This is a genomic window from Nocardia pseudobrasiliensis NBRC 108224, assembly GCF_001613105.1.
Taxonomy (GTDB): Bacteria; Actinomycetota; Actinomycetes; order Mycobacteriales; family Mycobacteriaceae; genus Nocardia; species Nocardia pseudobrasiliensis.
In genome coordinates this window covers 272468-292166 of record NZ_BDBS01000009.1, presented here as the reverse complement: position 1 = coordinate 292166, position 19699 = coordinate 272468, and the positions used below count along the sequence as shown (strand labels likewise).

General features: G+C 67.2%; 15 protein-coding genes. 8 read left to right on the top strand and 7 right to left on the bottom strand.

Going from position 1 to position 19699, the window contains the following annotated elements; translation table 11 throughout:
* Window positions 1–165: 165 nt before the first annotated feature.
* A complete protein-coding gene (gene ileS, locus NP4_RS10945; RefSeq protein WP_067996029.1) occupies window positions 166–3330 on the top strand; it encodes an isoleucine--tRNA ligase in 3165 nt (1054 codons plus the stop codon).
* Between the two features lie 56 nt (window positions 3331–3386).
* On the opposite strand, the gene NP4_RS10940 is transcribed toward ileS, so the two are convergent.
* The 5 genes from NP4_RS10940 to NP4_RS10920 all read right to left on the bottom strand — a co-directional run bounded on the left by NP4_RS10940 (window position 3387) and on the right by NP4_RS10920 (window position 7724).
* Window positions 3387–3677, bottom strand: coding sequence for a hypothetical protein (locus NP4_RS10940; protein WP_067995850.1), 291 nt, complete (start codon window positions 3675–3677; stop codon window positions 3387–3389).
* A 13-nt stretch (window positions 3678–3690) separates the two neighbouring features.
* On the bottom strand, window positions 3691–4227 hold the full coding sequence (locus NP4_RS10935; protein ID WP_067995848.1) for an LpqN/LpqT family lipoprotein: 537 nt from the start codon (window positions 4225–4227) through the stop codon (window positions 3691–3693).
* Entirely contained in the window at window positions 4227–5588 is a 1362-nt protein-coding gene (locus NP4_RS10930; RefSeq protein ID WP_082875745.1) for an Rv0964c family protein, read from the bottom strand. The genes NP4_RS10935 and NP4_RS10930 overlap by 1 nt, the downstream gene beginning before the upstream one ends.
* An 8-nt stretch (window positions 5589–5596) precedes the next feature.
* Complete coding sequence (locus NP4_RS10925; RefSeq protein ID WP_067995835.1) at window positions 5597–5926, bottom strand: WXG100 family type VII secretion target; 330 nt, start codon at window positions 5924–5926, stop codon at window positions 5597–5599.
* Window positions 5927–6083: 157 nt separating this feature from the next.
* Window positions 6084–7724, bottom strand: coding sequence for a PucR family transcriptional regulator (locus NP4_RS10920; RefSeq protein ID WP_245997897.1), 1641 nt, complete (start codon window positions 7722–7724; stop codon window positions 6084–6086).
* 89 nt (window positions 7725–7813) lie between these two features.
* Here NP4_RS10920 and pruA point away from each other — a divergent pair, with 89 nt between their 5' ends.
* The 3 genes from pruA to NP4_RS10905 all read left to right on the top strand — a co-directional run bounded on the left by pruA (window position 7814) and on the right by NP4_RS10905 (window position 11511).
* Window positions 7814–9457 carry an L-glutamate gamma-semialdehyde dehydrogenase gene (gene pruA, locus NP4_RS10915; protein ID WP_067995828.1) on the top strand — a complete coding sequence of 548 codons (1644 nt, stop codon included), beginning with the start codon at window positions 7814–7816 and terminating at the stop codon, window positions 9455–9457.
* Window positions 9458–10429, top strand: coding sequence for a proline dehydrogenase family protein (locus NP4_RS10910; protein WP_067995825.1), 972 nt, complete (start codon window positions 9458–9460; stop codon window positions 10427–10429).
* Between the two features lie 596 nt (window positions 10430–11025).
* A complete protein-coding gene (locus NP4_RS10905; RefSeq protein WP_067995822.1) occupies window positions 11026–11511 on the top strand; it encodes a C40 family peptidase in 486 nt (161 codons plus the stop codon).
* On the opposite strand, the gene NP4_RS10900 is transcribed toward NP4_RS10905, so the two are convergent.
* The gene (locus tag NP4_RS10900; protein WP_067995820.1) at window positions 11512–12579 is read right to left on the bottom strand and encodes an ABC-2 transporter permease; all 1068 of its coding nucleotides are present in this window, start codon (window positions 12577–12579) and stop codon (window positions 11512–11514) included. It abuts the gene before it with no gap.
* Window positions 12580–12655: 76 nt separating this feature from the next.
* Here NP4_RS10900 and NP4_RS10895 point away from each other — a divergent pair, with 76 nt between their 5' ends.
* Window positions 12656–13090 (top strand): MarR family winged helix-turn-helix transcriptional regulator, encoded by a 435-nt coding sequence (locus NP4_RS10895; protein WP_067995816.1) that lies wholly within the window; start codon window positions 12656–12658, stop codon window positions 13088–13090.
* Here the strand turns inward: NP4_RS10895 and NP4_RS10890 are convergent.
* Window positions 13066–13965, bottom strand: coding sequence for a UTP--glucose-1-phosphate uridylyltransferase (locus NP4_RS10890; protein ID WP_067995814.1), 900 nt, complete (start codon window positions 13963–13965; stop codon window positions 13066–13068). The genes NP4_RS10895 and NP4_RS10890 overlap by 25 nt on opposite strands.
* Window positions 13966–14234: 269 nt before the next feature.
* Here NP4_RS10890 and NP4_RS10885 point away from each other — a divergent pair, with 269 nt between their 5' ends.
* From NP4_RS10885 to NP4_RS10875, 3 genes are all read left to right on the top strand, one after another.
* Window positions 14235–15623 carry a DNA polymerase IV gene (locus NP4_RS10885; protein ID WP_245997959.1) on the top strand — a complete coding sequence of 463 codons (1389 nt, stop codon included), beginning with the start codon at window positions 14235–14237 and terminating at the stop codon, window positions 15621–15623.
* A 101-nt stretch (window positions 15624–15724) separates the two neighbouring features.
* Window positions 15725–16234: a WKL family lipoprotein gene (locus NP4_RS10880; protein WP_067995812.1), complete on the top strand. Its 510-nt coding sequence runs from the start codon at window positions 15725–15727 to the stop codon at window positions 16232–16234.
* Window positions 16235–16385: 151 nt separating this feature from the next.
* Entirely contained in the window at window positions 16386–19649 is a 3264-nt protein-coding gene (locus tag NP4_RS10875) for an arabinosyltransferase domain-containing protein (RefSeq protein WP_067995810.1), read from the top strand.
* Window positions 19650–19699 lie beyond the last annotated feature (50 nt).

Sequence of the window (19699 nt, the reverse complement as noted above, 5' to 3'; positions counted from 1 at the left end):
AAGCGGGGTGGTACCGCGGTTTCGGCGCACCGAGCGCCGGGGTCGTCCCCGTGCCCACCGGGATGCGCCGTACGGGCGCACTGGCACGAGGAGACCACGCCCGACATGTCGGACGAAGCACCCACCCGCACCGCGGTGCCTGATGAGGCGTCCGCGGCTCCCTCCATGGTTACGCAAGCTGCCTCCTCCGGTCGCGTCGCTCCCGCCTACCCACGCGCGGACCTGGGTGAAGGCGGCCAGGTGTCGTTCCCCGATCTGGAACGGCGCGTCCTGGACTACTGGGCCGCCGACGACACCTTCCGGGCCAGCATCGAGAACCGTTCCAGCGCCGAGGAGTTCGTCTTCTACGACGGACCGCCCTTCGCCAACGGATTGCCACATTACGGGCATCTGCTCACCGGATACGTCAAGGATTTGATCCCGCGTTTCCAGACGATGCGCGGCAAGAAGGTCGAACGACGTTTCGGCTGGGACACTCACGGCCTGCCCGCGGAAATCGAAGCCGAGAAGCAGCTCGGTATCACGGACAAATCACAGATCGAGTCGATGGGTGTCGCGGAATTCAATGCCGCGTGCAAATCCTCGGTCCTGCGCTACACCAATGAGTGGCGCGCGTATGTCACGCGTCAGGCCCGCTGGGTGGACTTCGACAACGACTACAAGACCCTCGATCCGAGCTTCATGGAGTCGGTGATGTGGGCCTTCAAGTCGCTGTACGACAAGGGACTGATCTATCAGGGCTTCCGGGTGCTGCCCTACAGCTGGTACGAGCAGACCCCGCTGTCCAATCAGGAGTCGCGCCTCGACGACGCCTACCGGATGCGCCAGGATCCCGCGGTCACGGTCGACATGGCGCTCACGGTGCCCGCCGGTCATCCGCTGCACGAGCTGGACGGCGCGAACGCGCTGATCTGGACCACCACGCCGTGGACCCTGCCGTCCAACCTCGCCATCGCCGTGCATCCGGACGTCACCTATGTCCATGTGCGGGGCAAGGACGACAAGCGGTACGTGCTTGCCGCCGAACGCGTCTCGCACTACGCCCGGGAGCTGGGCGAACAGCCGCAGATCCTGTCCGAGCACGCGGGCGCGGCGCTGGTCGGCCTGCACTACCGTCCGCCGTTCGACTTCTTCCTCGGCCACCCGAACGCCCATCGCGTGCTCGAGGCCGATTACGTGACCACCGACTCCGGCACGGGCGTCGTGCACCTCGCACCGGCCTTCGGTGAGGAGGATATGGATGTGGCCACGGCCAACGGCATCGAGATCGTGCAGCCGTTGGATCCGGGCGGCAAGTTCACCTCGATGGTGCCGCCGTACGAGGGCCTGATGGTCTTCGACGCCAACCCGGTCATCATCAAGGATCTCAAGGCCGCCGGAAAGCTGCTGCGGCACGAGACCATCGAGCACTCCTATCCGCACAGCTGGCGTTCGGGCCAGCCGCTGATCTACATGGCCGTGCCGTCGTGGTTCGTCGCGGTCACCAAGATCCGCGATCGGATGATGGAGTTGAACAAGCAGATCACCTGGGTGCCCGAACACATCCGCGACGGCCAGTTCGGCAAGTGGATCGAGAACGCGCGCGACTGGAACATCAGCCGCAACCGCTTCTGGGGCGCGCCCATCCCGGTGTGGATCTCCGATGATCCGGAGTATCCGCGCGTGGATGTGTACGGCTCGCTGGATCAGCTCGAGCACGACTTCGGCGTGCGTCCGAGCGATCTGCACCGCCCGGCGATCGATGAGCTGGTGCGGCCCAATCCCGATGATCCGACCGGCAAGTCGATGATGCGGCGCACCCCGGAGGTGCTCGACTGCTGGTTCGAATCCGGGTCGATGCCCTATGCCCAGGTGCACTACCCGTTCGAGAACAAGGAGTGGTTCGAGGGCACGCACGACCGGACCGCGCACAGCCCGGGCGACTTCATCGTCGAGTACAACGGTCAGACCAAGGGCTGGTTCTACAACCTGCATGTGCTCTCGACCGCCCTGTTCGACCGCCCGGCGTTCAAATCGGCTGTGGCACACGGCATCGTGCTCGGCGACGACGGATTGAAGATGTCCAAGTCCAAGGGCAACTACCCGGATGTCAACGAGGTGTTCGACCGCGACGGCTCCGACGCCATGCGGTGGTTCCTGATGGCCTCGCCGGTGCTGCGCGGCGGCAACCTCATCGTCACCGAGCGCGGTATCCGCGAAGGTGTGAGTCACGCGCTGCGGCCGCTGTGGAACGCGTGGACGTTTTTGCAGCTGTACGCGTCGAAACCCGGTGAGTGGCGCACGGATTCGACCAATGTGCTGGATCGCTACATCCTGGCCAAGCTCGCGGCCACCCGCGACGCGATGACCGAGGCGCTCGACGTCTACGACATCGCCACCGCGTGTGAGCAGCTGCGCTCGTTCGCCGACGCGCTCACCAACTGGTATGTGCGCCGGTCGCGTTCGCGCTTCTGGGACGAGGACCGCGATGCCATCGACACCCTGCACACGGTGCTCGAGGTGACCACCCGGCTGGCCGCGCCGCTGCTGCCGTTGATCAGCGAGGTGATCTGGCGCGGGCTGACCGGCGGTCGCTCGGTGCATCTGGCCGACTGGCCCGCCGCGACCGAACTGCCGAAGGATCCGGAGCTGGTCTCGGCCATGGACGAGGTCCGCACGGTGTGCTCGACGGTGCTGAGTCTGCGCAAGGCCCAGAATCTGCGGGTGCGCCTGCCGCTGTCGGAGGTGACCATCGCCGCGCCCGACGCGGATCGGTTGGCGCCCTTCGCGGATCTGGTCGCCGACGAGGTCAATGTCAAGAAGGTCGACCTGACCACCGACGTCGCCGCGCACGGCCGCTTCGAACTGGTCGTGAACGCGCGCGCCGCGGGTCCGCGCCTGGGCAAGCAGGTGCAGACGGTCATCAAGGCGGTCAAGGCGGGGGAGTGGACCGAAAGCCCCGAGGGCGTGGTCAGTGCCGCCGGGATCGACCTGCTTCCGGAGGAATACACCCAGCGCCTGGTCGCCGCCGAGCCCGAGTCGACCGCCGCCCTGCCCGGCAATGCCGGTCTGGTGGTGCTGAATTCGGAGGTCACCGAGGAACTCGAGGCCGAGGGCTGGGCCCGCGACCTCATCCGCGATCTGCAGGAGACCCGAAAGTCGTTGGGACTGGATGTTTCCGATCGCATCTCGGTGGTGCTGGCCGTTCCGGCGGACCGGCTGGCGTGGGCGCGGACCCATCGCGAGCTGATCGCCGGTGAAATCCTCGCCACCGCACTGACCTTCGGCGATCCCGGTGCGGACGCCGCCGAAGTGGTCGGCGGGGTGCGGGTTTCGATCACCAAGGCGTGACGAGCGCGGGCCGGTGGGTGGCTACCATCCACCGGCGCGCGGTCGCGGCGCGAAAGTTATTCGTGGAACTCGCCTTTGGGCAGTGAGGGTCGCGCGCTGGGCGGCCAGTTCGCCTCGCCGAGCTTCAACGTCCAGCCCGCCGGTGGCTGGGTGAAGTCCATCCAGCGGCCGTGGCCCAGCCACAGTGACCACATGTCCTCGGCGGGAAAGTCGCCCAGGCGCACGTGCAGGGTCTGGCGCGGGGTATGCCCCACCATCCAGGCGGCGTCGTCGGTATCCGGGGTGAAGACGACCGTGGCGGCGAGCGCCTCCTCCAGATCCGTGACCTCGTCCGAGCGTTTCACCATTGTTGTCCGCCTCTCACCCTTCGAAGTTCACGCCGGGTACGACCTTGTCGAGCACGGGACCGAATCGCGGCCGGTCCGCCACGGTCGTGGTGCCGGTGGCCTGCAGCAGGTAGCCGACGTTCGCGCGTTGATAGATCGCGTACTGGGTGATCGAGTACAGCGGCACGCCGTCGTCGGTATAGGTGCCGGACTGGACGGACCATCCGCTGTGCGGCCGCGCCGCAGGCCATTTCGTGGCCTGTTCCTCGTGCCAGTGCGGTAGGCGCCGCGCTTCGGTGAAGGCGTGTTCGCCCAGTACGGCCAGATCGATGCCGTTGTCCACGATCACTCGGGTGAGCACGACGATCAGGTTGGTTCGGAAACCCGACTTCGGTTGCGACCGCACGCCGAACAGCCGTAGATAGCCCAACGCGTGACCGTCGAGCTCCTTCCACGTATCGCGGTCGAGCTCGACGTCGACCCGTCCCGGGATCGTGCGCGAATTCACCACCCGATGCGTGGTGATGGCCAGCGCCGTCAGCGCGTCGTAGATCGATGCCGTCTCGGTCATCAGAACAGGCCCCCAATCCATTTACCAACCTCGCCACCGCTGATCGCGCCCGCGATGCCGCCGACGACGCCGCCGACCGCACCGCCGACCACGGTACCCACCGGCCCGGCGAAGGATCCGACGACCGCGCCGCCCTCCGCGCCGACCTCACCCCCGGCGACCATACCGGCGACCGCGCCGCCGCTGTGGCCGACGGCCTCCGGCACGGTCTCCTGACCGTTCTGCACCTGCTGGTAGTCGTCGTAGATCGTGACGCCCGCGGCGATCGGCAGCGCCGCCTTACCCGCGATGCGCAGTCCGCGCGCGGCGGCCGACTCGCCGCCCGCGCCCGCGGCGACGTCCTCGTTCGGGACGAAGTTCTCTCCCGCCGGTGCGCCCGGCGGGGCCTTCACACTCTTCGGATCGGGGAATTTCGCCGTCTTCGGATCGACCCCGAGCGCGGCGTTGACCTCCGCGTTGCTCTTGCTCGCGGTATCGAGGATGTCCTGCAGCGCCTGTTCGCGGGTGGTGAATCCCTTGCGCGCCATCTTGTCTTGGATCAGTTCCTCGAATCCCTTGTTCGGTCTGTTCTGGAAGAGTTTGGCGGCCTCGGCCTGGTCGGACATCAGCTGACGGGCCCGGGTCCGCAGTTCGTTGCGCAATGCCCAGCCGATCTTGGCCTTCTCCTCGAGCGACAGATCGGGATCGGCGACGATCTTGGCCATGAACTCATCGATCTTGCGTTCGGCCGCGAGGTAGTAGTTGCGCGTCTGGAGGCTGTCCAGCGACTGGTCCGGATAGTCCGGAATGCCTAGTGAGCCAAGGCCGTACATCGACGCGTATACCGGCGCGTGGTTGTTCTTGGCCAGGTCGTCGATGCTCATCTCGCCATCGGCGCCCTTGATGGCCGCGGCCAGATCCGCATCGGCGAGCTGGGCGTTGATCAGCAACTGATTGACCTCGAGCTGCAGGCCCGCCTTCTCGTTGTCCAGGATCTGCTGCCTGTCCGCGGTGAACGGTCCGTTGATCGTCTGGCGCACGGTCCCGTCATCGCCGATCGCGAAACCGTGCTGACCGGCTTGCGTCCGCAGTCCCGCCAATTTCGTCTTGACCGTGGCGATTTCGCTCGCCGCCGTCTTCGCGGCGTCGGCGATCGCGGCGACGTGCTGACCGTGGGCGTCGAAGTCCACCCGGGTCTTGCCGACCGACTGTTCGGCCGCGGCGGCGGCGTCGCCGTCCCACGAGTCGAACGCCGATAGATTGCCCAGGCCGGTGGCCCGTTCGTCGCAGTGGTCGGCGTGCTGGGTGCAGACCTGGAATACCTTGTCGATATCGTCGGGATTCCATCGATCGATATCGGCTATCGTGATTTTCGGTGCCATCGGAATGGTCAGAGGTTGGTCAACCGCGGCCCATGAGATCCTATTCGTCCGATTTCGCCGCCGGATTCGCGATCGCCGCCGTGATAGGTGGGGAACGCGCCGTGGAATTTCGTCGAATGGTCGTCGAGCCGACCGGTCAGCGTGGCAGCCGAGTCGCGCATCTTCCGTAGTGCCGCCTCCATCGCGATGCGCGAATCGCCCACCCAGCCACCAGAAGTGGCGTCCTCGATGTCGGTGTGGCCGGATTCGAAGAGGTGTGAACTCTCGCTGTGCCAGCCCGCCAGTTGCTTACCCGTGCTGTGCATGTCGTGGAATTCCACATTGATTCTGTCTCGCACCCGCGACCCCCTGGTTCAGAATTTCGGAGACGAATTGTCGGAAATCCCAGATTAGCTCGCGCCCGGTGCCCCGAAATCCCCTGAAATCATGGGCAATACCACAATGTGGGCGAATTGTCCGGTGTGGCAGTGGATTCGATTCCCCGGTGCGAATCTTTCACCCGCCCAGTGCCTGTCGATACACCGCCAGCTGGACCTCGAGCAACAGCCGGTCGGAGGGGGAATCCAGATCCAGGCCCATGAGCTGGGTGGCGCGGCGGATGCGGTAGCGCAGGGTGTTGGGGTGGATGCGCAGATGCGTTGCGGCGGTACGCACATCGCCGCGGTACACGAGATAGGACTCGAGGCTCAGGCGCAGTTCGGCGGAGTACTTCTCGTCGTAGTCGATCAGGGTGCGCAGGCGGGGGTCGCGCAGTTCGGGGTGATCGCCGACGAGGGTGAGGATCTCGGCGAGCAGCACCGTGGTGCGCGAACTCGCCAGGGTGGTGACTCGTTCGCCGTCGGGCAGCGTCGCGGTGCGATCGAGGACCCGGTCCACCTCGGTGCGGGCGCGGGCCACATCGGCCAGCCCATCCACCGGCGCGGCGATGGCGGCGCGCAGATCCAGCCCGGAGCGCTCGGCGAGCTGGCCGATCACCTGGCGGGTCCACGAGGCCACCCGATCCACCGAATGATGTTCGGGGAACAGCACATACAGCCGATCGCCGATCCGGGTGGTCAGACAGTCCTGCCGGAAGGCGCTGGCGTGCAGGCGCAGTGTGACCGTGCCGCGGTGCAGCGTGTCCTCGTCCGGTTCGCCCGCGGCGTGCGGGGCGAATCCGATCACCGCCGCGCGGCCGTCGGCGGGCATGGCGAAGGTTTCGGCGAAGATCGGAATATCGACCTCGCCGCCGTGCGCACCGAACAGCCGCTGGATCATCAGCGCGTCGGAGGTCGGCGCGTTGCGGGCGCGCCAGATCACCCGGGCCGCAATGGAAGCCGCGCCGCGCAGCACCCGAGCGCTGTCGCCGTCGAGCGGTTCGGTGGCCTCCTGCACCCAGATGGTGCCCAGCCAGGTGCGCCCGCGCCCGCCCCGGCGGCCGGGCTCGCGAATGCCGATCGCGATGCGCCGCCGCGTCTCCCACTCCGACTGCGCGGGCACCTCCACCACATCGGCGGTATTGCGCAGTCGATCGAATACGCCCTCGCGTTGCAGCCAGTGCAGATAGCCCGACGGTCCCTGCCGGCCCAATACCGACGAGCGGCGCACCACATCGGCCGAGGCCGTGCTGTCCGCCGAATAGGCCAGCAGCCGGGACTGATCGTCCTCGATGCTCACCAGCCCGCGCGTCGACTCCGCCACCGACTGCGCCAGCCCGAACAGATCGGTGTCCACCGCGGGCATCGACTCCACCGCGCGCGGTCCGGCGCCGTCGCCGATGATCCGCCCGATCAGCGAATGCACCATCTCCCACCGTGCGTGCGGATGCACCGCGACCACCGCGATCCCGGCCTCGCGCGCCGCGGTCCGCAGGCGCGGCGAGGCGCCCTTGGAGAAGACCACCCGCGGCCGATGTTCGGGCGGACAGCGCTCGCCCAGGTCGCGCAGCCAGCGCGTGGCGTCCTCGTCGTCGACGCCGACCTGCAGATACACCTCCGGAAGCGCTCGCCCAGGGGGCATATCCATCGCGAGGTCGTCGACATCCATGAATGCCACGGAATCGACGATCACTTCCTCGCCCGCGGGTGCGTCGAGCAGTGTGACAACCGCGCTGGTCAGCGCGGATAGCAGCTCCGACAGCGGTATGAAGCGGTTCACACACTTCATTCAATCGGACGAAAATCGCGGTGGCAATTCGTCCGCGCGGACAACGGCCCGGAATGTCCGGATGAGGTTTATTCCTGAGTATGGACGCGATCACCACGGTTCCCGCACCGTCCAACGAACCCGTCAATTCCTACGCGCCCGGCACCCCGGAGCGTGCGCGGCTGCAGGCCGCGCTGCGCGAGTTGGCGAACAATCCCATCGAGCTCGCGCACGTCATCGACGGTGAGCACCGGGCCGGCACCGGCGCCCGCGTCGATGTGGTTCAGCCGCACAACCACGCGGCCGTGCTCGGCGCCTTCAGCGTCGCCGAGGCCGGTGACGCGCAGGACGCGGTCGACACCGCCGTGAAGGCCGGAGCCGCTTGGCGCGCACTACCTTTCGACGAGCGCGCCGCGGTCTTCCTGCGCGCGGCCGATCTGCTGTCGGGCCCATGGCGCGAAACCATCGCCGCCGCGACGATGCTGGGCCAGTCCAAATCGCCGCAGCAGGCCGAGATCGACGCGCCCTGTGAGCTGGTCGACTTCTGGCGTTTCAATGTGCACTTCGCGCGGCAGTTGCTGGCCGAGCAGCCCATTTCCAGTGCGGGCGTGTGGAATCGCACCGATTACCGCCCGCTCGAGGGTTTCGTCTACGCCATCACCCCGTTCAACTTCACCGCGATCGCCGGAAATCTGCCCACCGCACCGGCTCTGATGGGCAACACCGTGGTCTGGAAGCCCTCGCCGACCCAGGCCGTGGCCGCGTATCACACCATGCGCCTGCTCGAGGCCGCCGGACTGCCCCCGGGCGTGATCAACCTCGTGCACGGCCACGGCCCCGAGGTTTCCGATGTGCTGCTGGCCGATTCGCGCCTGGCGGGTATCCACTTCACCGGTTCCACGCGGACCTTCCAGCATCTGTGGCGTGAGGTCGGCAATCACATCGACCGCTACCGCACCTATCCGCGACTGGTCGGTGAGACCGGCGGCAAGGATTTCGTACTCGCCCATCCCTCGGCCGATCCCGAGGTGCTGATCACCGCGCTGGTGCGCGGCGCCTACGAGTACCAGGGTCAGAAGTGTTCGGCGGCCTCGCGGGCGTTCGTACCGCGGTCGCTGTGGTCGCGCATCGGTGACGAACTGATCGGCCGCATCGGTTCGCTGACCTACGGCGATGTCACCGATTTCGCGAATTTCGGTGGGGCCGTGATCGATCGGCGCGCGTTCGACCGCAATGTCGAGGCCATCGAGCGGGCCAAGGCCACCGGCTCGGTGACCGTGGCCACCGGCGGCACCTACGACGACAGCGTCGGCTATTTCGTCGCCCCGACCCTGCTGGTCGGCGACGATCCGACCGATGAGGCGTTCCGCACCGAGTACTTCGGCCCGATCCTGTCGCTGCACGTCTACGACGACGCCCGCCCGCACGCCTTCGAGGATGTGCTGAAGCTGGTGGATTCCGGTTCGGCCTACGGTCTGACCGGCGCGATCATCGCCAACGATCGCTCGGCCGTGGAGAAGGCCAGTGCCGCACTGCGTTTCGCGGCGGGCAACTTCTATGTCAACGACAAGCCCACCGGCGCGGTGGTCGGACAGCAGCCGTTCGGCGGCTCGCGCGCCTCGGGCACCAACGACAAGGCCGGTTCGGCGCTGAATCTGCTGCGCTGGACCTCGCCGCGCTCGATCAAGGAGACCTTCGTGGCTCCGACGACTCACGAGTATCCCCACCAGGCCGAGGAGGCGTAGATGAGCACGGTGCTGACCAACCCGCTGCGTCCCGCACTGCTGGCCGCCGCCCGCTCGGCGCGGGCCGAGCGGGGGCTGACCCGCATGCCGGTGACCAAGCGCATCGTCGATCGTTTCGTGGCGGGAGAAAACCGACAGACCGCTCTGGATGCGGTTCGAGAGCTCTTGGCGCACAATAGATTCGTCACCATCGACTATCTGGGCGAGGACACCGTCGATCCGGCGCAGGCCCAGCACGTGGTGGACGAGTATCTGGAACTGATCGATGCACTGGCCCAGTTGCCGGTCGGCTCCGAGACGGAGCGAGCGCGACCGGTGGAGGTGTCGGTGAAGTTGTCGGCGTTCGGGCAGGCGCTGCCCGGCGACGGGCACGCCATCGCGCTGAACAATGCCCGCAAGGTGGTCGAGGCGGCCGAAAACGCCGGTGTCTGGGTCACTTTCGACGCCGAGGATCACACCACCACCGACTCCACCCTGGCGGTCGTGCGCGAGTTGCGTCGCGATCATCCGGAGACGGTCGGCACCGTGCTGCAGGCGTATCTGCGTCGCACCGAGGACGACTGCCGGGCCTTCGCCGCGGAGGGTGCGCGCATCCGGCTGTGCAAGGGCGCCTACAACGAGCCGGAGACCGTTGCCTTCCGGCGCAAGCGCGAGGTGGACGCCTCGTATCTGCGGTGTCTGCGAATCCTCATGCAGGGCAAGGGTTATCCGATGGTGGCCACGCACGATCCGGCCATGATCGAGGCGGCGGCGCTGATGGCGACCGCGGTGTCGCGCGGGCGTGAGGACTTCGAATATCAGATGCTCTACGGCATCCGGCCGGTCGAACAGGATCGGCTGGTGGGTATGGGTCAGCACCTACGGGTCTATGTGCCCTTCGGCGATCAGTGGTACGGCTATTTCGTCCGACGGCTCGCCGAGCGCCCGGCGAACCTCATGTTCTTCCTCCGGTCGGCCGCACCGGGGAAGTGAGTCGCGGCTCGGCGAGTATGCCCGCTTTCTGTGACGCCACCTGGGCGTTCTCGCCGAGCGGCGGCAAAATATCGGACCGTTGTTCATCGTGCCGTTGTCCAACGGCAAAATAGTGGTACTGTTATCCACATGACAGTGACTGGGCCCACTTCGTGAGGGGGAGTCCGGCCGCTGTCTCGAGCTTCCCGAGCTCACCGATCTCGGGAATGCGAAGCCGATGCTCGGCGGGTGCGACACCCCAACAGTGACGCCACCTGGTCGTATCCGCCGAGCACGGCGAGCCCTCCCTTCGGCCGGCCTAGTTGAGGACCGGCCCCGGGCCCTAGTTGAGGACCGGGCGGCCCGGCGACTTATTTTTCCGAATATGAATTTTGCCGCACTCGTCTCCGTTCGGAGTTATGCTCAGCAACTATCACTGTCTAGTTGAGCTTTGTTGTACCGATCGACCCAGCTGAGACAACCGCACCACCAGGCGCGTCCGGAGGTGTTTCGCGGTAGCCGGGCCTGCCTCTCGCGGTGGTGCATCGCGACCGGAGGGCGAGCGCACAGTGACAACACTGCACGGCGGACATAACCGGTCCCTACGGACCGGATTGATGGCAATTCTGATCGTCTCGATCTGTGCCGCACCGGCGGCGGCCGATGTCGGCTTCGTCAGCGGCAGTAGCTCCGGCTCGGGGACCGGGTCGGCCTCGCTCAGCGCCGACGGCCTGGCCAATATTCCGGCGGCCAGTCCGCGGGCGATGGGCGCATTGCAGATAGCCCTGTCCCAGATCGGCAAACCCTATGCCTGGGGCGCGGTGGGCCCGCTGGCATTCGACTGTTCCGGCCTGGTGCAGTGGGCATTTCGCCAGGTCGGCATCATGCTGCCCCGCACCACCTGGCAGCAGGCCCGGGCCGGGAGCGCGGTGCCGTTCTTCGCGCTCATGCCCGGCGATGTGGTCGTGGTGAATCCGGACGGTTCCCACGAGGGCATCTACGCGGGCGGCGGCATGCTGCTCAACGCCCACTCCGATGGCATCGGCGTGGTGCTGACCCCGCTGAGCGCCTTCCACATCTACGCGATCCGCCGGTTCTTCTAGTCAGACGCCGACCACCTCTTCCATCTCCTCCTCGGCGTCCTCGTGGCGCACCGGCTCGGGCGTCGGTTCGACCGCATGCCGGCCGTGCGCCGCGGGGAGCGTCGTCGCGGCGCGGCGACGCTCGGTCGATCCGGCGATCAGGACGAGCGCCAGTCCGGCCGCGAACCACAGGCCCAGACTGGTGATACGCCAGCCGAATCCGGCCGCGCCGTCGAAATACAGCAGGCTGCGCGCGCCCTCGACGAAGCCCGCGCCGTTCCAGAAGCCGTGCAGCGCACCGAAGAACCCGTTCTGCAGTTCGGGGCGGTAGATGCCGCCGGAGGTGGTGAAGTTCAGCATCACGAACAGCACCATCATCGTCAGCGTCGTCCAACGCCCCAGGAAGGTGTGCGCGCCGATGCCGATCAGCAGGATGCCCGCCGAATACAGCCAGCCCATCGCCCAGATCTGCGCGTAGTCGTGGTCGACGACGCCGAAAACCGGTCCGGCCATGACGATTCCGATAATGCTCACCAGCAGTGCGGTCACCAGCCCGCACAGCGCCCGCAGCGTGGCGCTCAGCCCGGCTCCGGCCGCGCCGATGGCCGCCACGCTGCCGTAGGAGCCGATACTCAGCGCCACCAGCAGGAAGAACAGGCCCTGACCGGTCGGATCGCCCGCGGGCAGCGTGGTGATGTCGGTGGTGCGCAGCGGCACGTCCTGCGTGGCGGTCACCCGTCCGAACACCGCCTGTACGGCCATCGCCGTGGTATCCGAATTCGCCTTGGCCACAAGCAGTTCCGGATGCTGCGCATCGGGGACGTACGCCCCCGCCAGATCGCGGTCGCGCAGCTGTGCGATCGCGGCGTCGCGATCGGGCAGCGTCACGACCTCGAGCGCGTCGCCCGCGGTGTCCTTCATGGTCTGCGCGAGCACCTTCACCTGTGCGGTATCGCCGATGACCGCGACCTTCAGATGATTGGGCTCGGGATGGTGGAACGCGCCCAAATAGGCCAGCGCCATGCCGACGCACATCAGCAGCGGGGTCAGCAGATGCCCGGCGACGTGCCGGAGCTGGTGGGAGGCCATACGTTCCGCTCCAAAGGTTGGTAAATACAACTATTAATCGTTGTACTCTACAACTTTATCGTTGTACTATGCAACTATGACCCCCACGGCTCGCGACGCGGCGATCCAGAGAATCCAGCGGGAACTGACCGCATTCGCCCGGCGCGCCCGAGGTCGCGCGGCCGAACTGCATCCGGAGCTGTCATTGGTCGCGGTGAGCATCCTCGATCTGGTCATCGATCGAGACGGCTGCCTGGCGACGGAACTGGCCGAGCACTTCCTCCTCGACAAGTCCACGGTCAGCCGCCAGGTCGCGGCGTTGGAGCGCGACGGCTATCTGACCCGCGAGGTCGATCCGGCCAACCGTCGCAATCACATCCTGCGCGCCACCGCCGACGGTAAGACGGTGGCGCGTGCGGCCGAGCGGGCGCGCCGACGGGCGTTCACCGAACGCTTCCGCGACTGGGACGATCGCGATATCGCCCGGCTCGCAACGTATCTGGAGCGTTACAACGCGCCCGACGACTGCTGACCGGCCACCATCTGGCGCAGCAGCGGGCCGTACTCCGGATGCGCCAGCGCCGAGGCGAACTGGGCGGTCAGGTAGTCGGCCGGATTGCCCGTGTCGTACCAGCGGCCACGAATCACCTGTCCGTACACGGCATTCGAGTCGGCGAAGATATTGATGGCATCGGTCAGATAGACCTCACCGGTGCGGTGGGTGTACCAGTCGGCCACCTGCTTGCGCAGCTCCTCGACGATGCCCGGGGTGACCACGTAGCCGCCGATAGCGGCATAGGCCGACGGGGCGTCCTCCGGCTTCGGCTTCTCGCGCAGGCCGCCGATGCGCAGCAGCCCGTCCTCGAGGGTTTCGCGCACGACCGGCACGCCGTAGCGCTTGGAGTCGGCGGGGTCCATGGGCATCAGCGCCAGCACCGGGGCCTTGGTCTTGTTGTAGGCGTCGATGAGCTGCTGGGCGCGCGGGATCTCGGCGACGAACACATCGTCGGGCCACAGCACCAGCATCGGCTCGTCGCCCAGGTTGCGGGCGGCGTTGAGCACCGGCGTGCCGTTGCCGTAGGGGCCGTGCTGGTCCAGGTAGGTGATGTGGCCCAGGCGGCCCAGCTCACCGACCTCCTCCACGGCGTCGGCGTAGGCGGTCTTGCCGTCGGAGCGCAATTGCGCCACCAGGGCAGGATTGGGCCGGAAGTGGTCCTGGATCAGGGACTTACCGGCGCTGACCACGATCGTGATGTCGGTGATACCCGAGGCCACCAGCTCCCGCACGGTGTGCTCGATGACCGGCTTGTCGCCGACCGGCAGCATCTCCTTGGGGATGGCCTTGGTCAGCGGCAGCAAGCGAGAACCGATGCCTGCGGCGGGGATCACGGCCTTGCGGATAGTCATGGACCGATCATCACATACTCTTCCGAGCGGATCTGTCGGTAGGCGAGCGTAGATTTCGGGACATGAACCGCGAACCCGCCTCGGCTACGCCACGGTTTTGGCCTGGTCAGCAGGCATTTGGCGCGGTAGGACAGGGTAGTACGAGTCGGTCCGGGGCGGGTTCGGATCCCCAGGAATTCAACAGCAATTCCGTAGCTATTAGCCCCGATGGGATCGTCGGGGTTCGCGACCTCACAGTGACCGCCCGGCGTTGGGTGCTGCACATCGATATGGACGCGTTCTTCGCCTCGGTCGAGCAGTTGACCAGGCCGACGCTGCGCGGACGTCCGGTGCTGGTCGGCGGGACGGGCGGGCGCGGCGTGGTCGCGGGGGCCAGTTACGAATCGCGGGTGTTCGGGGCGCGGTCGGCCATGCCGATGCATATGGCGCGGCGGCTGGTGGGGGTCACCGCGGTCGTCGTGCCGCCGCGCGGGGTGGTCTACGGCGAGGTCAGCGGGCAGGTGTTCGAGACGCTGCGCTCACGCATCCCGGTACTAGAGACGCTGTCGTTCGACGAGGCGTTCGGCGAACCGGCCGAACTGGTCGGGGCGAGCGTGGGCGAGGTGCTCGAATTCTGCGAGGGGCTGCGGGCGCTGGTGCGCGAGCGCACCGGACTGGTGGCCTCGGTCGGGGCGGGCACCGGTAAGCAGTTGGCCAAGATCGCCTCGGGCCTGGCCAAACCCGATGGGGTGCGGGCGATTTCACCGGCCGACCAGCAGCGGCTGCTGGCCACGCTGCCGGTGCGCAAGCTGTGGGGGATCGGGCCGGTAGCCGAGGGGCGGCTGCGCTCGGTGGGCATCGAAACCGTCGGCGCGTTCGCCGCGCTGCCCGAACAGGAGGCGGTGTCGCTGCTGGGCGGCAGCGTGGGCGCGGCCCTGCACCGGCTGGCCCGCGGTATCGACGACCGCCCGGTGGCCGAACGCGCCGAGGCCAAACAGATCAGCGCCGAAACCACCTATGAGAGAGACATTCTCAACCTCACCCAGTTGCGCTCGGCCATCGAGGAGATGGCCGCGCACGCGCATCGGCGGCTCACCAACGACGGGCGCGCGGCCCGCACGGTGGTGCTGAAATTGAAGAAGACCGATATGAGCATCGTGACGCGGTCGTTCACGCTGCCCTATGCCACCGAGAATCCGGCCACCCTCACGGCCGCCGCGCTGCGCTCGGCCATCGATCCCGCTCAGCTCGGTCCGATTCGACTGGTCGGGGTGGGTTTCGGCGGATTGTCCACGGTGCGTCAGGAATCACTGTTCCCGGAGCTGGATCAGGATCTCGCGGCGCGGCGCGCACCCGGCCCGGCCGAGCGCAGTCCGGGCGCGCTCGACGCGCTCGACGAATTCGTCGCTCCCGAACCGACTTTGGCGATCGCCCAGCCCGTCGAGCCCGGCCCGGGTCCGGCGGTGCCGCCCGCGACCCGCTCCTACACCACCGAATTCTGGTATCCGGGCCGCGATGTCGCCCACCGCGAGTACGGCCACGGCTGGGTGCAGGGCAGCGGGCACGGACGCGTGACAATTCGGTTCGAGACACGCTCGACAGGGCCGGGTCCGGCGTATACCTTTGCCGCCGACGATGTCGATCTCGCCCCGGCCGACCCGCTCCTTAGTCTTCGTTGAATTTCTGCGGGTAGCGTGAGGCCACTCGTGCAGCGCTGCCGTTCCGGGTGGAAGCTGTCACGTGAACGGAACCAGACCAACTCGAACGCAAAGGACGAGCATTGAAGCTTCAGACCACAGGACGCATCGCGGTCGCCTCCCTGGCCGTAGTGGCGGCGCTCGGGATGTCGGCGTGCGGTAGCGGCGACAAGAAGGACACCAAGCCCGCCAAGACGACGACCAGCGCGGTCGCCACCTCGGCCGCCAACCTGCCGCCGACCCCGTCGGTCGCGGAGCTGAACACCGAACTGCAGCAGACGCTGGATCCGAATGTGCCCGACACCCAGAAGGTCCAGTACCTCGAGGACGGCGAGGCCGCGCTGCAGAAGGATCCGGAGATGATCAAGAAGCTGGTCACCGCGTACCAGCAGAACAACGCCAAGATCGAGGTCACGAGCGTCTCCGCGCTGCTCGATCAGCTGACCGCGAAGGTCAACTTCTCCATCAACGGCGCCGCCCCCACCGAGGCCGATGTGCCGTTCATCGCGCAGGACGGCAAGTGGAAGCTGCAGAAGAGTTGGGCCTGCGCGGGTCTGCAGAACCTCGGCCAGACCTCGCCCGCCTGCACCTAGATCGCGCTCGCGTATCGGCCGGTATCCGACAACTCGGATACCGGCCGATGCTATCGGTAGGTCCTGGTAGTTAAGGTCCAAGTTAAGTGGACGCTGAGAATCGTCGGACGACTTAACAGGTTGCGAAGCCCTGCCGCTAGCATCTGCCTCCGTGACAGACACGATGGTGAGGGGCGATGCGGCAGCCGCGGCAGGTGAGCTATCCGGGACCGGCGGACGCCGCGGCGGCTGGGCCCAGCCGCTCGCCTTCGTCGCCGGTCTGCTCGCCGTGTTGTTCGCCGTCGCCGTGCCGCTGCTGCCGGTACAGGTAAACAAGACGACTCTGACCTGGCCACAACAGGATTCGCCGCGCAGTATCACCGCGCCGCTGGTCTCCTACGCGCCGTTGAGTTTCGACGCCACGATTCCGGGCCGTGCCACCGCCCAGCTGAGCGAACGCGGCGGGATCGTGACCTCGACCCTGCCCGACGGCGCGCCCGACCTCGAGCACTACGGTTTCGTCGCGCGGGTACGCCCCGCACAGGACGACAAGCCCGCGCGGCTCGAACTGGTGCTGCGCAATCAGTCGCTGCTGAGCGTGCCGCTCGATCAGCTGGGCGACGGCGCGGTCACCGTCCACTCCGAGACAGCCGGTACGACCGCCACCGCTCCCGGTGTGAAACCGATTGCGCTGCAGGGCGATTACCGACCGCAACTGGTGGGCATCTTCAGCGATCTGACCGCCGCGGACGGCGCTGTGGTCACCGCGCAGGTCGACAGCCGGTTCTCGGTGACCCCGACCGTGCTCAAGCGGGTGGCCAGCGTGCTGGCGGTGGTGTTCACCCTGATCGCGCTGTTGGCGCTGCATCGGCTCGACGCCTTCGACGGCCGGCGGGTGCGGCGCTGGATTCCGCGGCGCTGGCGCAGCTTCTCCCTGGTCGACAGCCTGGTGCTGGCCACTCTGGTGGTCTGGCATTTCATCGGCTCCACGACCTCCGATGACGGCTATCAGTTCGGGATGGCGCGCGCCTCGCTGGTCTCGGGCTATATGGCCAACTACTTCCGCTTCTTCGGCGTGCCCGAAAATCCGGTCGGCACACCGCCTTACGACATCATCGCCCGGATGGCCGAGATCAGCACCGCGAGTCCGTGGGTGCGGCTGCCGACGCTGCTGGCCGGTGTGGTGACCTGGCTGGTGCTCAGCCGCGAGGTGATTCCGCGGCTGGGTGTGGCGGTGCGCCACGACCGGATCGCGGTGTGGACCGGTGCGCTGGGCTTCCTCGCGGTGTGGCTGCCGTACAACAACGGTCTGCGGCCGGAACCGGTGATCGCCGTATCGGTGCTGACCACCTGGTGTTTCGTCGAACGGTCCATCGCGACGCGGCGGCTGCTGCCCTATGCGTTCGCGATCGTGATCGCCGCGTTCAGCTTCACCGCCGCGCCGTCGGGCATCATCTGCCTCGCGCCGCTGATCGCCGGGCTGCGCACGGCGGTGCGCAGCGGTATGGCGCGGGCCCGTGAATTCGCCGATTCCGGTGCCGGACAGAAGATCTCGTGGTGGAGCTGGGTGCGCGGATACGGCGCGCTGGTGCTGCCGCTGATCGCGGCGGGCACGGTCATGCTGGTGTGCATGTTCGGTGTCGAACCGCTGTCGGCGATGTTCGAGATGAACCGGGTGCATCACGCGGTCGGTCCGGCCGACCCCTGGTACAACGACTATCTGGCCTACCAGTGGCTGTTCATGCCCACCGCCGACGGTTCGATCGCGCGGCGCTTCGCCATGGTGGCGATGTGGCTCGGGCTGCTGGCGTGTGTGTTCGTGCTGCTGCGCAAGGGCGGGCGGATTCCGTTCACCGCGTCGGGGCCCGCCAAGCGGCTGCTCGGAATCACCTTCGGTGCCATGCTTTTCATGGCGATCACGCCCACCAAGTTCACCCATCACAACGGCATCTACGCCGGGCTGGCGGGTGCGCTGGCGGTGCTGACCGCGGTGGCGGTCGGGCCGCGGGTGATGCGGTCACCGCGTAACCGGGCCCTGTTCGCGGCGGTGATCTGCCTGGCGCTCGCGCAGATCTTCACCAGTGTCAACGAGTGGTGGTGGATCTCGAGTTTCGGGATTCCGTGGAACGACAAGGCGCCCTCGATTCACGGCCACGGGTTCTATCTGGTGTTCCTGGCCGCCGCGCTGGTGCTGTTGCTGCTGGCCGGTTGGTGGCATGTGCGCGCACCGGAACCCGGTACGCCGCACCGGATCTCGCCGCGCGCCTGGCGACTGGCCGCGATTCCGCCGCTGACGGTGGCCGCGGCGCTGATGGTGCTGTTCGAGGTCGCCTCGTTCGCCAAGGGCGCGGTCGCGCAGTATCCGGCGTTCTCGCTGGCGAAGTCGAATATCAATGCGGTACTGGGCAAACCATGCGGGCTGGCCAATGAGGTGCTGGTCGAAACCGATCCCAACGCCTCGATGCTGACGCCGCTGACCGGCGACGCGTTCACCACCTTCGGCGCGCAGGCCGACGGCTTCGTGCGCGGCGGTATCGGGGATCTGACTCCCGACGGTGAGCCGAGCAACGGCAGCAGTATCGCCAATGCGTTCAACAACAAGCCCGGCGGCGACAGCGGTACCGAAACCGGCGGCGCGCCACTGCCGTTCGGCCTGGATTCGGCGACGACGCCCGAACTGGGCACGGCCGGACATCCGGGTAACGCGGATCTGACCACCGGCTGGTATCGCCTGCCCGAGGGCGGCAATCGCGAGGGTCTCATCGCGATCGCGGCGGCCGGGCGCATTCGCTCCATGGACAAGGACGGCGTCGTCAGCCCCGGTCAGTCGGTTGAAATCGAATACGGCACCGCCGATTCCGCGACCTCGGCGCAGCCGATGGGCCGGGTCGTCCCGATCGATATCGGTCCCGCGCCGTCGTGGCGCAACCTGCGGGTGCCGCTGGACCAGATTCCCGCTCAGGCCGATGTGATTCGCATCGTGGCCGGTGCGCGCAGCCTGGACCCCGGCCAGTGGCTGGCTCTGACCCCGCCGCGCGTCCCACGCACGCAGACGATCAACGAACTGCTCGGCTCGCGCAGCCCCGTCCTACTGGACTGGGCCGTGGGCCTGCAATTCCCGTGCCAACGCCCCTACGACCACAAGGACGGCATCGCCCAAACCCCCGCCTGGCGCATCCTGCCCGACCGCGGCGGCGCCCACGACACCAACCTGTGGGAAAGCCACGACGGCGGCGGCCCCCTCGGCTGGAGCCAACAACTCCTGCACTCGCAAACCCTCGCCACCTACCTGAACCACGCCCTGTACGAGGACTGGGGCGAGCTACAACGCCTCACCCCGATCGACGCCGACGCGACCCCAGCGGTTCCGACGGTAACCAAGGAAACCCATACGGGACTGTGGAATCCGGGGCATATCAATACGAACTGGCAGTAGTGGGTTCTTGACGTCCGGGCTTGGTTTTCCATTTCCCTGGCGTCCGGCCC